Genomic DNA, 14,875 nt, shown 5'->3' with positions numbered 1-14,875 from the left:
AAATCCTACATCTTTCTTTTTTCGTGATTTTTAGTCATTTTATATATAGTCAAACTCGTTACAAAAAATATCATCATAGAGATTAAAAATGAGTTTGTTGCGCCTATGAGATTCTGATTGCGAACAAAGGGAAATGTAATAACTTTTGAAACAATAAAAGTCAACATATAGGCTATCATCAAATAATGCTGTTTTCTAAAAATAGTCATAATAATATCTACTACTAAGGCTAAAACATTTAAAATTCCACCTATTAACAATAAGGTAAAAGGAACTTTATATATTTGTAATTGAATACCATAAACAGCACCCAATATCTCTGTTCCTATCAGATAACCCAAAACAACAATCACAAGTCCCAAAACAACCATAACCAAAAACAGAAGACGCACTTGTTTGAAGAAAAAACTATACTTTTTTTCACCCCAATAGATAGAGAGCTGGGTGGTCAACGGTCTCAGAATGAAGAACAAAAGAGACAAGACGAAGACCGGCATAAAGAGAACATTGAAATCTCTCTGCATACCAGTTGGAAGAATCCCATTTGTTAGCAATCGGTCAATGGCAATTTTAGGCTCATTGTAAATATAAGCTAGCAAAAATCCATTAAAAAACAGAGGAAAACTATTTTTCAAAATAGAGACAACCTTGCTTCTATCCTTAAAAAGGAAGGGTATCATTGGCACATCATGAAAATAGTATCTGTAGTAACCAAAATCTAAAGGAAGAGTTAAAGCGAGGTTGATAAAACAAATCATCAAACTAGCAAGCAATAGAGACTTTGTAAACAGTAAAACAAGAGCAAAAACCAGCATACAAAGCCAGCTTCGATAAAACTGAATTTTCCCTGCTAAGTCAGAACGATTCTTTTGCTGGAAAAATCCCTGAAAAACATCCGAATAGGCATCGAGAGCTCGATACAGGACTAGCAAAAAGATAATGCTGGACTTGTAGATATCGTAACTCTGCCAAATCACATAAAAGAGGGAGGTGACAAGCATTAAGAATACTGTAAAAATCCTGGTGTTGTGATAAGAGGCAAAGCTATACTTCTCCTTTATGTCTGTAGATTGCAGATTTCGAACCTGAAAGTATCCCAAGACAAAAAACTGCTGCCCCAGAGCATAAGCAATGCTAAAAACATCAGAATCCCCTGAACTGAGAAATCTGGAGGCCAAAAGAAGGAGAACAACCGAAATTAATGAGGAAGAAACCGTTCCCAACATATTCCATATATAATTACTTTTGACCGACGGCATTGACATTTCTGATTTCTGGGACATTCTTCCTTCTCCAAGTGTATTCTATTTATTATTATACTATACTTTCATTAAAAGTGAAAATTCTTCCTAAAGAAATCTCAATTAAAAAGGGACGACAACGTCCCTCATTCATAAAATTATTATTTCTTTCCTTGCCTATAAAATTCTTGCAAAGCATCTTGCCAAGTTGGAATGACAAAGCCAGTTGCTTTGGCTTTAGCTAAACTCATTGTCGAATTCAATGGACGTTTCGCTTTCGCTGGAAACTTACTAGAGTCTACTGGCAAAACTTCGGCATCTGTATTCTTTAAGATTTCTACTGCAAAATCATACCAAGTCGTATCCTCTGTAGCATCATTTGACAGATGGTAATAACCAAATTCTTTTTGATTTTCTGCTAAGTAAGTCATGAATTCGGCTAACGTACGTGTCCAAGTTGGACGACCATGCTGATCATTAACAACTGTTAGGGTTTTATGTGTTTTGGCTAAATTCTGCATGGTAAAAACGAAGTTCTTTCCATAATTTCCAAAGACCCAAGCGGTGCGAATAATATAGAAACGACTAGAATATTTCTCAACAAGTTCTTCTCCCATACGCTTCGTGCGACCGTATTCTGTCTGAGGGTCTGGTTGATCATCTACCTCCCACTCCTGACCAACTGGCTTATCTCCAGCAAAAACATAGTCAGTAGATATATAAACAAGTGTTGCACCATGCTTTTCTGCTGCTTTAGTAACATTCTCAGTTCCTGTAACATTGATTGCATAGTCCAATTCTTTTCCTTCATCTTCCGCCGCATCAACTGCTGTATAGGCAGCACAGTGATAGACTAGACTTGGCTTCACTTCGGAAAAGACCTTCTCAACCATTTCGGCATTGGTAATATCCATTTCTGCCACGTCAACTGCCACATACTCTGCGTTGCGTTCATCTAAAAGATAACGAAGTTCTGTCCCAAGTTGTCCATTAGCACCTGTAATTAAAATCATTTGACATTCCTTTCTGAATAATAAACATTCAATAAACTTAATTATACCAAAAAAAGCAGAAAAAATCTGCTTTAAAATATAGATACTTCTCTTTTTATATGTAGAGGCCAGCTACATTTTCTTGCCATTTGTACACTGAATATACACATCATATAATAGCTTACAGGTGATGATAAATAAACTAAACATAAGAGGCAAAAATGTTCTTGTATTCGAGGCATATAGAGTCGGTGATAATGATATAAGCATACGACCTGCAAAACCTATCACAAATAGATAGATGAGCCAAATTCTTTCTTTCATTTCTGGAATAACCAACCACATTGAATAAAGAATCATCAATAACAAAAGTCCATAAAAACCAATCGCACTTAAATAGGTGATGTTAAAAGAAAAGGTTCCAGATTCTCTAGCTGCTTTACTGATGCCCGATAAAGTTCCAAATAAATTATTAAATTCAAATTTTTGTGAAAAAATATTAAACAAGACAAAGCCACTCAAAGAGATTGCTATGATATTTTTCCTTTGAATCGCATAAATAAGCAATACTACTAAAAATAAAATAACAAATGGAAAAGATACAGATAACATCTTATCACCTGTTTCGAGAAAACCCAAGCCTACTTTTTGAAAAATATTTAAATTTGAAAAATTAGGAAACCAAGTAGCAACTTCCTTACCAAACCTAACTCCATTTCCAGGCGACAATTTTGCAGATAAAATTCCTAAAATAGAGAGCAAGAAATAAGCCCCATTGCTTATTTTGTCTTTTTTAGAAGTAATTAGTTCAAAACCAAGCCACAAAAAAGCGTATACTGCTAGCTGTTCTTGCATTACTGCAAAAGCAAAAAATATAAAACAAGGTATTTTTATCCAATTTTTGGGGGAATCTTTTTGCAAAAGTGAAAAAATCAGAAATGAAGCAGGAAATATGTAATTCACGTAAGTCGGGATGGAACCTGCACTTAAAAATTCAGTTGCTGGAAAGAAAATAAAAATAAGCAAAGCGGGAAGCCAAGGTAATTGAGGAGCTAATCTTATAGACGCTATCAACAACAGAATGGTTGCTCCAAAAGCCGCAAAAATAATGAATTTTCCATGAACAGAAAAAAAGAGTGTCGCAGATTCAATCAATAATCTGCTACTCCAAGTGAAATATCGATCCAACCCAAACAGTAGATAATTAAATTTAAACTCCTTAGCATACTTCAAAAAAGCAATTTGATCGCCTACAGGAGCAATCTTGTTATTAATATAAAACTGAATTACATATATAAATGAAGATAAAAATAAAATCAAACTAGTCTTTTTTTCTTTCACAGCGTCTCCTCTTTTAATAAAGTAATAATAGTGAAAAATAGTAATATTTGTTTTTTCTTTAAACACATAAACCTATTGCGTTCTTTCCATGCGACACATGCTAAAAATATTAATATTAGCTGTCCTAAAATTATTATTTCATAATAACAAACAATTTATTATTTTGAAGATAAATATTATAAATTTTTGTTTCTTCAAGCTGTGTATATTCCCCATTTGTAAAATCTATAGTTGAAATATCAACAAGCTTAAAATCAACATTTAGGTTAGTTATACTATTAAATCTCATAGTCATATCCCAAGAAACATTAGTATTCGGCATAATCAAACTATTCAAAATTGGATAAACAGACGAACTGTTGTTAAAAATAGGTGAATTAGAAAGGAATCTATTCACATAAATTACATTTGTATAAGAGTTCACATACTTATTCAACGATGACCCTAGCATAATACTTTGTAATTTGAACATCTCATTCTGCTGCTTTAAACTACTTGTGTAAACAAAAGAAAATGACAAGAAATAAAATACTAATAATCCTGATATGAATGATTTTAAACCTAGCAAAAATTTGCTTTCCTTAAAAAACTCAAGACCAACAACCAAAATAATAGCAAGGAAAATTCCCATACCGTACTCATATCTTGGTCTCAACAAATAATAAGGAACAGGAAAAATTAAGTACGTTCCATAACTAAAGATACTTCCTAATATTAACCAAATAATTATATAAGTTAAAGTTGAAAATAATCTTGTTTTAGCGAAACGGATTATACTGATAATTAATAGAACAATAGCTAATGCAGCTAAAATAATCCAAATGGTAGAACTCTGCAAAAAAATATTTTCCAGATATCCCTTAGCATTCATAATGAATACCTTAAAAATCTCCAAGAGGCTTGGAATTTTAGCTTGATCAGCAAAAATAGGAGGCTTAATTAGAATTTGAAAACGATATAAGACAATTCCGATTGAATAAGAAACTATAGAAATAAATACTTTAAAAAGTTCTTCTCTGAACCGTCTTCCCTGTATTAACTCTAAAAACAACATTGTCAAGGTTAGTATGATATAAATACCGGAAGAAGCTTGATAAGAGTTGCACATTAAAAATATACCAATAATAGATGAAGTAGCAAATAATTTCTTATTATCCCAAAAAACAAAAGGAGTGACTGAGAACAAAATGCTTAGAGACATAAATGGATTGTCAAATCTAAAACTTAGTGGTTCTAGAAACCAAGGATTAATTCCTATAATTGTAGAAACAAAGGCAGTAGTAAGGCTCATTTTGTTTTTCGGGAACAGAACAAATACTAAAATCAGACTAGCAAGAGCCAAGATAAAAGCAGATATGACATGAGTGGTTAGACCTGAATCTGTTAACCGCCATCCTCCACTTATAAAATGGGCAAAGTACTCACTTACATATCTTGAATAGTGTTCAGAAAAGCCAGAATATCCTTGCAATTGCCTTCCTATATCATCAATATAGGGAAACTCTGCTAAACCAATATTCATATTAACAACTAAATAAATGATAAAAATAAAAATAGCAGAAATTTTATTTAACTGAATATAATTTTTAAAATCAGACAAATATCTCCTAAAAATCATTCACTCTTCTCCTTAATCACATAAACTGGTCGCTTCTTTGTTTCCATAAAAATTTTGCCAACATATTTTCCTAAAATACCAATAGTCAATAATTGGAATCCTCCTAAAAAGAGAATAATAGACACCATCGAAGGCCAACCAGACGTTGGGTCTCCAAAAATTAGTGTTCGTACAATCACAATTAACATCAAAACAAATGCTACTATACAAGCCAAAATACCTGCTAAAAAAGCAATAGTCAAAGGGGCATCTGAAAAGTTGATAATCCCTTCTAAAGAATAATTCAATAATTGCCAGAAACTCCAACTGGTTTTTCCTGCAACTCGTTCTACATTCTTATAATCCAAATATTCCGTTCTAAATCCAACCCATGCAAATATTCCCTTGGAAAAACGATTGTACTCAGAAACTTCTAAAATGGCATCTACCATTTGTCGGCGCATGAGACGGAAATCCCGCGCACCGTCCACCATTTCAACTTGACTAATTTTATTGATCAATTTATAAAACATCTTAGCAAAAAAGCTACGAATTGGAGGTTCTCCATCACGCGTTGTCCGTCGTGTCCCCACACAATCCAAATCTGGATTCTTCTCCAGCATGGATTTCATTGTAAGTAAAAGTTCCGGAGGATCTTGCAAATCCGCATCCATGACAGTCACTAAATCACCAGTTGCATGTTTGAGACCCGCATACAGAGCTGCTTCTTTTCCAAAATTTCTCGAAAAAGAAAGATAGTGAACATTTTTATCTGCTTGATTTAAGTCGCGTAGAACTTGTAAAGTTCTATCTTTTGAACCATCATTGACAAAGATGTATTCAAAATTATCATCTATTTGTGATTTAATTTTTTCCATTTCCGCATAAAATAGTGGAATCGTCTCTTCTTCATAATAACAAGGAATAATTACTGATATTGTCATTCTTCTCCCTTTCTTAATATTTACCTTATTAGAATAGCTCTAACTCACAATAACTCATTATACTATATCCACGCGGCATTTTCTACTATTTCCATAAAAGAATCAAGAAATTTACTATAAAGACAAACCAAAATCACTCATCATACAAACGAGTGATTTTGTGCTAATGTCAAGAAAAGCTCCGCATAATTTCCTAAAAAGAGTTTATCTGCACTATAAATAATCTGAGATTGGACTGATGAGAAACCGCTTTGAGACAGTTTTCCTTCCAAATCAGCAAGATGAAAACCATGATGATTTGTATCTGTTTTGACAAAATCAGCAATAAAAAGTTGTCCGTCATCAGCAAGATGATTTCTAAACACATTCAAAGTCTCTTCAATATTTGACATATGATGAAGAACACGACTAACCACGATGATGTCAAATAATTGATTTAATGGGTTTGTCAACAAATCCTGCTGCAACAAATAAACATTATCAATGGCTTGCTTTTCCACTTTTAGGCGAGCTTGATCAAGCATTTTATCTGAAATATCAACAAGCGTGACTGACTTGGATTGAGCTGCCAATGGCAGGCTCACCAATCCGGTACCACCGCCAAAATCCAAAATGCGCTTGTCAGAAAAATCTACTATTTGTTTTTCCACTTCTTTGCAAATGAGATCAGCAATAAATATATTTTTTGGAGAATCGAATGATTCTGCCTTATGATTAAAATGATGTTCCATATTTTTAGTTTAACAGAAAGTAAATCATTCTTCCAGAAAAATGCTTAACTGGTTTTCTAATTTCTTAGTAAACTTATTTTGAAATTACTATCAGTTTATCATTCATACAAGGTTTCTCAGAATAAATGGCTGGAGCTTTTACAAGCCTCAAGAGCGATCAACTACTGTGCGTCAGATTTATCTCTATTAAAAAGCGAGGCTAAGAAACTACCATCCCAGCCTCGTCTACTATTTGACATATTTTTTATTTAGTCATCAAATCCATTTGGGTGTTTGCTTTGCCAATGCCAAGCATCTTGACACATACGCGTAATATCAAATTGTGCTTCCCAACCAAGCTCTTCTTTTGCTTTTGTAGAGTCGGCATAGCAAGTTGCAATGTCACCAGGGCGGCGGTCAACAATCTTGTAAGGAATTGGTTTGCCGACTGCTTTTTCCATATTTTGGATAATTTCTAAAACAGAGTATCCTTTACCGGTACCAAGGTTATAGATATTTAGACCAGCAGTTCCTTCAATTTTTTGCAGAGCAGCCACATGTCCTTTTGCCAAATCCACCACGTGAATATAGTCACGAACGCCGGTACCATCAACTGTTGGATAGTCATTGCCAAATACTTGCACTTCTTTTAATTTTCCAACAGCAACCTGCGTCACATATGGCAAGAGATTATTTGGAATGCCATTTGGATTTTCACCCAAATCACCACTTTCATGAGCACCAATTGGATTAAAATACCGAAGCAAGACAACATTCCAGTTTGCATCAGCTTTGTAAATATCCGTCAGCATTTCTTCAATCATCAGTTTTATACGTCCGTAAGGATTGGTGACTGACAGAGGAAAATCTTCTAAAATTGGAACGGTATGAGGATCGCCATAGACAGTTGCAGAAGAGCTGAAAATGATATTTTTGCAATTGACTTCTTCCATGACGCGTAGCAATGTCAACGTTCCTGTAATGTTGTTTTCGTAATAAGTCAGCGGAATTTGTGTTGATTCACCGACTGCTTTCAACGCAGCAAAATGAATCACACCTGTTGGTTGTTCTGCTTTAAAAATTTCCAGCAAGGCTTTCTTATCACGAATATCCACTTGGTAAAATGGAACTTTCTGACCAACAATTCGTTCTACAACTTCTACACTTTTTTGCTGCTGTTCACTAAATTATCAACAATAACAACTTCGTGTCCAGCATTGACTAACTCAATAACGGTATGCGTTCCGATAAATCCGGCTCCACCTGTTACTAAAATTTTATGTTTCATGATTCTCCTTTTAAGACAAAACTTCAATAGTTACTTTTTATTTTAATACTTTTTGAGTCTTGGCATAGTTGGCTTCGACAGCTTCCTTTTCAGCTTTCCACCAATCTTGGTGATCCGTGTACCACTTGATTGTTTCTTTCAATCCAGCCTCAAAGTTGGTAAATTCTGGTTTCCAGCCTAGTTCATTACGCAACTTGCTAGCGTCAATAGCATAGCGCAGGTCGTGACCCGCACGGTCTGTTACATGGTCGTAAGCGTCAGCTGGTTGTCCCATTTCTTTGAGAATGAGCTCTAGCACTTCTTTGTTATTCTTCTCACCGTCTGCACCAATTAGGTAGGTTTCACCGATTTTCCCTTTTGTGAGAATGGTCCAAACCCCTGATGAATGGTCATTGGTATGAATCCAGTCACGAACATTCTTTCCTTCCCCATAAAGTTTTGGACGAATGCCTGAAAGGATATTGGTAATCTGACGCGGAATGAATTTTTCGATGTGTTGATATGGTCCGTAGTTGTTTGAACAGTTAGAGATGGTGGCTTTAACACCGAAAGAGCGCACCCAAGCCTTGACAATCAAATCAGAAGCTGCTTTAGTTGAAGAATAAGGTGAGCTTGGATTGTATTTGGTTTCTGGGGTGAATTTTTCACCCAGTCCTTCACCGTGACCTGGAAGATCTTCACGAAGAGGAAGGTCTCCGTAAACTTCGTCAGTCGACACATGGTGGAAACGAATGTCGTATTTACGAGCTGCTTCAAGAAGCGTATAAGTTCCAACAAAGTTCGTATCGATAAATGGACGAGGATCATTTAGCGAATTGTCATTATGGCTTTCTGCCGCATAGTGAACAATTGCATCCGCATTCTTAGCTACTTGATCAACAATTGCTGCATCTGCAATATCTCCAACGACTAACTCCACGCGATCACCTAGAATTTCTTCAATGTTAGCTCGGTTACCAGCATAAGTTAGCTTATCCAGAACCGTGATATGCACATCTGGAAAGTTATTGTACACATAATGGACAAAGTTAGAACCGATGAATCCTGCTCCACCTGTCACTACAATATTTTTATATTCAGTCATGAAAAGATTTTCTCCTATTTTTCTGAGGGTATTATAACATATCTTTGGTCAAAGGCTTAACATCCTTAAGCATTGGATGATTCTTATCTGCTTCAGAAACTTCTGCTTGGTCAAGATTTTCCCATTCAATCTCAAGAGCGGGGTCAGCATAGTTGACAAAGGCATACTTAGGTTTCAATTCTAATGCCCAGTAATCATTGACCAAATAGCTATAAGAAACTGTATCTGACAATACTTGGAAGCCATTTGCTACACCGCGAGGAACGAAAATTCCCTTGCTGGCATCAATGACCGTTTGGTAGGTATTTCCGAACGTTTCTCCTTCACGCAAATCAACCCAAGAACCGAGAACTTTTCCGCCATCTGCGACAGAAATGTACTTATCCCAAGGTTCTGCATGAAGTCCACGGAGCACATTTTTGCGAGAAAAGCTTACATTGTTTTGAAGCTTACCTTCTGCAAAAAAGCTTTCTGGAAAACCAAGGGGTACCATTTTTTCTTTTTGAAAGTTTTCCTTGAACCAGCCACGATTGTCTCCATGAACTGGAATATCAAATTCCAGCATGCCAGGAATGGCTTCAATCTTACGGGCTGCTAATTTTTTTTCAAAAAATTGTTCAGACATGTCTTATTCTTCTCCAATCAAGCGCAATAAGTAATGACCGTATTCGTTCTTTTTAAGTGATTGTGCCAAATCATGAACTTGTTCTTTGGTAATATAACCCATACGGTAGGCAATTTCCTCTAAGTTTGCTACTTGCACATTTTGCATACGTTGGACGGTTTCGATGTATTGAGCAGCTTCTAACAAGCTTTCGTGTGTACCAGTATCCAACCAAGCAAAACCACGTCCCATAAGCTCAACAGACAAATCGCCGCGGTCTAAGTAAGCCTTATTGACATCAGTGATTTCCAGCTCTCCACGTGGACTAGGCTTGATATTTTTAGCAATTTCTACTACGTCATTGTCATAGAAATAAAGTCCTGTAACTGCATAGTTAGAACGGGGCTGTTCTGGTTTTTCTTCGATAGAGATTGCATTCATATTTTCATCAAATTCAACCACACCGAAACGCTCTGGGTCTTTTACTTGATAACCAAAGACAGTCGCTCCGTTTTCCTTAGAAGCAGCTTTTTGCAGCATTTTACTAAGGCCTGGACCATGATAAATATTATCACCTAAAATCAAAGCCACATGGTCATCTCCGATAAAGTCAGCACCGATGATAAAGGCTTGGGCCAAACCATCTGGACTTGGTTGCTCAGCGTAAGAAAGTTTGATACCAAACTCCGAGCCATCACCCAACAAATCCTCAAAGCGAGGGAGATCTGTCGGTGTTGAGATAATCAAGATATCCTTGATACCAGCCAGCATGAGGGTTGATAGCGGATAATAAATCATGGGTTTATCATAAACCGGCATGAGTTGTTTAGATGCAGCTCTAGTCAAAGGATATAAACGTGTACCAGAACCACCTGCAAGGATAATACCTTTCATAATGAGTTTCCTCTCTTAAATGTATTCTCCTTATTTTACCATTTTTTAAAGCGGATGTCATCCTTCAAGAAAGAGAGCGCTTTCATTTAAAGTCTCTCATACTTAATGAAAATCCAAAACGAAACAAAAAATCAGTCAAAGTAGAACTGCTGTTATCTAAATAGGCTGATAAAATATACGATTGGTCTCAAAAAAGTATCTGCTATCCTAAAGCCACATCCAATACCATCATCAACACAAAGCCCACCATGAGACCTAAAGTCGCAACATCTGTATTGCCATTAGTTTGAGAGTCTGGTATCAGCTCCTCCACGACGACGAAAATCATGGCTCCCGCCGCAAAAGACAGGGCATAGGGTAGAATAGCCGTCATTGCCATAACCGCATAAGCACCAAAGATAGCTCCGATAGGCTCAACAATAGCCGACATTGAACCCCAGTAAAAAGCTTTAAGACGCGATTCCCCCTCTGTCCGTATAGGAATGGACAAGGCTGCCCCTTCCGGCACATTTTGGAGACCAATTCCCAGAGCCAGACCTACAGCTCCGATAAAAACTTCCAGACTGGAATTGCTGGATAAGGCTCCGAAGGCCACTCCTACTGCCAAGCCTTCTGGAAAATTGTGTATGGTAATAGCCAGAAAAAGCAGGGCCGTTTTGGACAGTTTATTCTGGCTGTGCTCCGGCAGACTTTCTGCCTCAGATACATCCTTCTTGCTAAGGTGTAAATGGGGTACTACCGCATCAATAAAGCGCAAGAAGAAACCACCCAACAGAAAACCAAGGGCGGCTGGCATCCAAGACCACACTCCATAGTTACCTTTTGCATACTCAATTGAAGGCTGCAAGAGCGACCAAAATGAAGCTGCAATCATGACACCAGCTGCAAATCCCATCATAATATCCAGCAGCTTACGACTGACTGTTTTAAAGAAAAAGACAACCGCAGAGCCTACAATGGTACAGCCCCATGTAAAGAGTCCCGCCAAAAAAGCCTGTAGCACCACAGGCTGCTCCTGCAACCAGTTCATAACAACTTCATCTCCTCATTATCTTTCATCATACAATATCGTCTTGGTTTCTTTGATGCAATGGTTCTCTTCATTCCAATAGTGAATCCGCTCAAAGGAGCCTTTTCGCCAGTACAAAGGAAGCCTATCTCTGATGTCGTCCTGCATGTCGAGCTGGTCCAGTTCATCAATTGACCACCATTTGGGCTGACCTTCCCGTGATTCCGTTAGTAGTTCCCCGTCAAATTCCTCGCAGAGAAAATCATAATAGACATAACGCTCTGCTTTTGTTGGATTGGTAAAACCCGAAATACCTTTAAGTTGTAGATTCAAAGCCGTCAGCCCCGTTTCTTCTTTCAACTCACGAGCTGCTGCTTCAAAAAAAGATTCTGGAAACTCAACTTTCCCACCTGGCTGAATCCAGCCTTTAAAATCATCATACTGTCGATTGAGCAAGAGAACTTGATTCCCTTTTTTCACACACACATTGACCCAATTTAAAATTTTTTCTGTCATCTATTTCTCTTTTTTAATATATCTTTCAATAGGATAATCAGCTGAATTTAAACTCCCACTTTTTTCCTGAACCATCTGAGCCAAATGATATCCGATGAGCGGACCTGTCGTCAAACCAGAAGAGCCTAAACCACTGGCTGCAAATACCTGCGGAAGATTTGGCACCTGACCAAAGAAAGGAGAAAAATCACTAGTATAGGCTCGAATTCCGACCCGTTCGCTCACCACTTTTGCCTGAGACAAGCTAGGAAAATAGTAGAGGGCCTCCTGCTCCATTTCATCCAACATAGCCTGATTTACTTTGAGGTCATAGCCCATTTCATTTTCGTGTGTAGCTCCCATACTGATTTTGCCATTTTGAAAAGGAATAATATCTAGCTCTCCTTCTGGCATAACAACTGGATAATCATCTGTCACCAGAGCAGTCTGATAATCTCGCAGCTGACCTTTTTGTGGACGAACATCCACCTGATAACCTAATGGTTTCAGAAGCTCAGGCAACCAAGCTCCTATTGCCAATATAACTTGGTCAAAACAAGAACGATTAACCCAGAAAGCCCCATCTCGAATGTCCAAACTTACTTTCTTTTGAATTACTTCTGCACCGCTAGCCGCAAGCAAAGCCTGAGTCAATAATGAGCCTTCCACGCGTGCTCCTCCAGAAGCATAGAGTAGCCGGTCAAAACCTTTAAGATCTGGAAAGTACTCTGCTGCTTCCGCCCGTGAAAGCAGCCGCAAGTCTCCAATGAGCGGTGACTCTTTTCGCCGTTGGTCTGCCAAGTCATAGAGTGCCTCCAAGCTCTCCTCTTTTTTCTTCAGCAAAAAGACGCCGGTCTGTTGGTAAAACTCCGTTGCAAAACCGTCCTTCTGTAAATCAACTATCAAATCCAGATAAAAATCTGCTCCCAGTCGCGCCATGCGATACCATTCTTTATTGCGCCGCTTAGAAAACCACGGACTAATAATACCAGCCGCTGCCTTGGTTGCCTGACCTTGACCATAGTCAAAAACTGTCACCTGATAAGCAGGATTTTTCGATAGATAATAGGCAGCAGTTGATCCGACAATCCCTGCTCCAATAATCGCTACTTTTTTCATACAATTTCCTACTTAGATATGTTTAAAAGGATTTGTAGAAACCTGACTGGCTAAAAATTCAACTTCCCAACTCTCTTCTACTTTCCAATCTTGAAACTTTTCAACCAATTTTTCTACAAAGAGCACTTCTATATGGTGACCCGGATCCAAAGCTAGAAGTCCCTCGCTCAGCATATCTTGTGCTGTATGGTAGTAAATATCACCTGTAATATAAAACTGAGCGCCCTTTGCTAAAGCCTCCTTATAAAAGGACTGACCACTGCCACCACAGATCGCTACTTTCTCAATCATTCGATTCAGATCCACATCCGAATAAGTCACCAAACGCAAACTATCCAGACCAAAAGTTTCCTTAACCTTGCCTGCAAAGTCTCCAAAAGTCTGAGGCGCAATCTTGCCAATACGACCAATGCCGTGTCCAGGAGCCGTTTCGCTAAGATAATCCGTGTCAGTGATTTCTAGTAGATCACAAAACCAGTCATTAAGACCGTCATCCACAATATCAATATTGGTATGGCTAACATAAACTGCAATATCGTGTTTAATCAAATCGATGTAAATCTGATTCTGAGATCGGTCTGCCACTAAATCTTTAATAGGACGAAAGATTGGTGCGTGCTTGACCAAAATCAAATCTACATCTTTTTCAATCGCCTCCGCAACCGTCTGTTCGCGGATATCCAAAGTCACCAGCACTCGTTTGACTTCTTTATTCAAAGTTCCAATTTGCAGTCCGCAGACATCTCCCGTCATGGACAGCTCCTTAGGACAGTATGCTTCATAATGGTTAATAAAATCACTTGCCAGCATGCAGTACCTCCTTGATTTGCTTGATTTTTTTGGACATAGCAGAGCGTTCCGTTAGATTTTTCTCTGGGATTTTAGCCAGAGCTTTTTCCAGTTTGTCTACTTCCCGCTGCCATCTATCTTGAAAAACAGCTGATTGCTCCCTCATTAGATAAGATCCGAAGCGTTCTTGTTCAGCATTCAACACTTGATGCCCCTGTTCAGCTATCATTATCTCGTAAAATTTCCCATTTTCTTCCACAATAGCTTCTTCTATAATTTGAAAATTATGACTACACAACCACCTGCGAAGTTCATCTTCCCGATTGTTAGGCTGAAGAATCAGGCGCTTAACAGATGCCAATTTTGCACTGCCATTGTCTAAAATATCTGCTATCAATCCTCCTCCCATTCCTGCAATAACGATAACATCAATCTGATCTTCTGCATCAAAAGCTGCCAAACCATTTGCCAAACGAACAGAAATTTTATCGGACATCTGGTTATCGGCTACATTCGTCACCGCAGACTGATAAGGTCCCTCAACAACTTCACCAGCAATGGCTGAGGAAATTCTCCCCTGCTGAATTAGATAAATCGGTAAATAAGCGTGGTCACTTCCTACATCCAAGATTTTGGCATCCTGTGGTACAAAACCAGCCACTTTTCTCAAACGTTTTGAGATATTCTTTACTTGCATGATAACTCATTTCTAAAATAATCGTTTCACTTAGTATATCATTTTTGAGGAACTAAAAAAAGAGTCTATTC

Annotated in this window: 14 protein-coding genes and 1 pseudogene; all 15 read right to left on the bottom strand. The window is 37.7% G+C overall.

Annotated elements, in window-relative coordinates; all coding sequences use genetic code 11:
* Window positions 1-5 precede the first annotated feature (5 nt).
* Window positions 6-1,283, bottom strand: a complete 1,278-nt coding sequence (locus EHW89_RS03150; RefSeq protein ID WP_226997581.1) for a lipopolysaccharide biosynthesis protein — start codon at window positions 1,281-1,283, stop codon at window positions 6-8.
* A gap of 119 nt (window positions 1,284-1,402) precedes the next feature.
* Window positions 1,403-2,254 carry a dTDP-4-dehydrorhamnose reductase gene (gene rfbD, locus EHW89_RS03145; protein WP_126466658.1) on the bottom strand — a complete coding sequence of 284 codons (852 nt, stop codon included), beginning with the start codon at window positions 2,252-2,254 and terminating at the stop codon, window positions 1,403-1,405.
* A gap of 111 nt (window positions 2,255-2,365) precedes the next feature.
* Window positions 2,366-3,574 (bottom strand): beta-carotene 15,15'-monooxygenase, encoded by a 1,209-nt coding sequence (locus tag EHW89_RS03140; protein WP_126466657.1) that lies wholly within the window; start codon window positions 3,572-3,574, stop codon window positions 2,366-2,368.
* 133 nt (window positions 3,575-3,707) lie between these two features.
* Window positions 3,708-5,192, bottom strand: coding sequence for a glucosyltransferase domain-containing protein (locus EHW89_RS03135; RefSeq protein ID WP_070815136.1), 1,485 nt, complete (start codon window positions 5,190-5,192; stop codon window positions 3,708-3,710).
* Complete coding sequence (locus EHW89_RS03130; RefSeq protein ID WP_126466656.1) at window positions 5,189-6,115, bottom strand: glycosyltransferase family 2 protein; 927 nt, start codon at window positions 6,113-6,115, stop codon at window positions 5,189-5,191. Before EHW89_RS03130 ends, EHW89_RS03135 begins: the two co-directional genes overlap by 4 nt.
* 140 nt (window positions 6,116-6,255) lie before the next feature.
* On the bottom strand, window positions 6,256-6,846 hold the full coding sequence (locus EHW89_RS03125; protein WP_126466655.1) for a class I SAM-dependent methyltransferase: 591 nt from the start codon (window positions 6,844-6,846) through the stop codon (window positions 6,256-6,258).
* Between the two features lie 248 nt (window positions 6,847-7,094).
* Window positions 7,095-8,113 (bottom strand): annotated as a pseudogene (gene galE, locus EHW89_RS03120) (UDP-glucose 4-epimerase GalE).
* Window positions 8,114-8,150: 37 nt separating this feature from the next.
* Complete coding sequence (gene rfbB / locus EHW89_RS03115; protein WP_059220589.1) at window positions 8,151-9,197, bottom strand: dTDP-glucose 4,6-dehydratase; 1,047 nt, start codon at window positions 9,195-9,197, stop codon at window positions 8,151-8,153.
* Window positions 9,198-9,228: 31 nt separating this feature from the next.
* Entirely contained in the window at window positions 9,229-9,822 is a 594-nt protein-coding gene (locus EHW89_RS03110; RefSeq protein ID WP_049508097.1) for a dTDP-4-dehydrorhamnose 3,5-epimerase family protein, read from the bottom strand.
* 3 nt (window positions 9,823-9,825) lie between these two features.
* Window positions 9,826-10,695, bottom strand: a complete 870-nt coding sequence (gene rfbA, locus EHW89_RS03105; protein WP_003027717.1) for a glucose-1-phosphate thymidylyltransferase RfbA — start codon at window positions 10,693-10,695, stop codon at window positions 9,826-9,828.
* Window positions 10,696-10,897: 202 nt separating this feature from the next.
* Window positions 10,898-11,725: a ZIP family metal transporter gene (locus EHW89_RS03100; RefSeq protein ID WP_126466654.1), complete on the bottom strand. Its 828-nt coding sequence runs from the start codon at window positions 11,723-11,725 to the stop codon at window positions 10,898-10,900.
* A gap of 18 nt (window positions 11,726-11,743) precedes the next feature.
* Entirely contained in the window at window positions 11,744-12,220 is a 477-nt protein-coding gene (locus EHW89_RS03095) for an 8-oxo-dGTP diphosphatase (protein WP_126466653.1), read from the bottom strand.
* Window positions 12,221-13,318, bottom strand: a complete 1,098-nt coding sequence (locus tag EHW89_RS03090) for an NAD(P)/FAD-dependent oxidoreductase (RefSeq protein WP_126466652.1) — start codon at window positions 13,316-13,318, stop codon at window positions 12,221-12,223.
* A 12-nt stretch (window positions 13,319-13,330) separates the two neighbouring features.
* The gene (locus EHW89_RS03085) at window positions 13,331-14,128 is read right to left on the bottom strand and encodes a Nif3-like dinuclear metal center hexameric protein (RefSeq protein WP_126466651.1); all 798 of its coding nucleotides are present in this window, start codon (window positions 14,126-14,128) and stop codon (window positions 13,331-13,333) included.
* The gene (locus tag EHW89_RS03080; RefSeq protein WP_022526678.1) at window positions 14,115-14,804 is read right to left on the bottom strand and encodes a tRNA (adenine(22)-N(1))-methyltransferase; all 690 of its coding nucleotides are present in this window, start codon (window positions 14,802-14,804) and stop codon (window positions 14,115-14,117) included. The genes EHW89_RS03085 and EHW89_RS03080 overlap by 14 nt, the downstream gene beginning before the upstream one ends.
* Between the last annotated feature and the right edge of the window lie 71 nt (window positions 14,805-14,875).

The organism is Streptococcus periodonticum (assembly GCF_003963555.1).
Classification (GTDB): Bacteria; Bacillota; Bacilli; order Lactobacillales; family Streptococcaceae; genus Streptococcus; species Streptococcus anginosus.
The sequence above is the reverse complement of the archived record's forward strand: the minus strand, read 5'-3'. Positions and strand labels throughout refer to the sequence as shown.

Bases quoted from the DNA above. Each gene is read 5' to 3' on its own strand.
- EHW89_RS03085 (WP_126466651.1), bottom strand. From the start codon at position 14,128: ATGCTGGCAAGTGATTTTATTAACCATTATGAAGCATACTGTCCTAAG.
- EHW89_RS03090 (WP_126466652.1), bottom strand. From the start codon at position 13,318: ATGAAAAAAGTAGCGATTATTGGAGCAGGGATTGTCGGATCAACTGCT.
- EHW89_RS03095 (WP_126466653.1), bottom strand. From the start codon at position 12,220: ATGACAGAAAAAATTTTAAATTGGGTCAATGTGTGTGTGAAAAAAGGG.
- EHW89_RS03110 (WP_049508097.1), bottom strand. From the start codon at position 9,822: ATGTCTGAACAATTTTTTGAAAAAAAATTAGCAGCCCGTAAGATTGAA.
- rfbA (WP_003027717.1), bottom strand. From the start codon at position 10,695: ATGAAAGGTATTATCCTTGCAGGTGGTTCTGGTACACGTTTATATCCT.
- EHW89_RS03100 (WP_126466654.1), bottom strand. From the start codon at position 11,725: ATGAACTGGTTGCAGGAGCAGCCTGTGGTGCTACAGGCTTTTTTGGCG.
- EHW89_RS03080 (WP_022526678.1), bottom strand. From the start codon at position 14,804: ATGCAAGTAAAGAATATCTCAAAACGTTTGAGAAAAGTGGCTGGTTTT.
- rfbD (WP_126466658.1), bottom strand. From the start codon at position 2,254: ATGATTTTAATTACAGGTGCTAATGGACAACTTGGGACAGAACTTCGT.
- rfbB (WP_059220589.1), bottom strand. From the start codon at position 9,197: ATGACTGAATATAAAAATATTGTAGTGACAGGTGGAGCAGGATTCATC.
- EHW89_RS03135 (WP_070815136.1), bottom strand. From the start codon at position 5,192: ATGATTTTTAGGAGATATTTGTCTGATTTTAAAAATTATATTCAGTTA.
- EHW89_RS03150 (WP_226997581.1), bottom strand. From the start codon at position 1,283: ATGTCCCAGAAATCAGAAATGTCAATGCCGTCGGTCAAAAGTAATTAT.
- EHW89_RS03125 (WP_126466655.1), bottom strand. From the start codon at position 6,846: ATGGAACATCATTTTAATCATAAGGCAGAATCATTCGATTCTCCAAAA.
- EHW89_RS03130 (WP_126466656.1), bottom strand. From the start codon at position 6,115: ATGACAATATCAGTAATTATTCCTTGTTATTATGAAGAAGAGACGATT.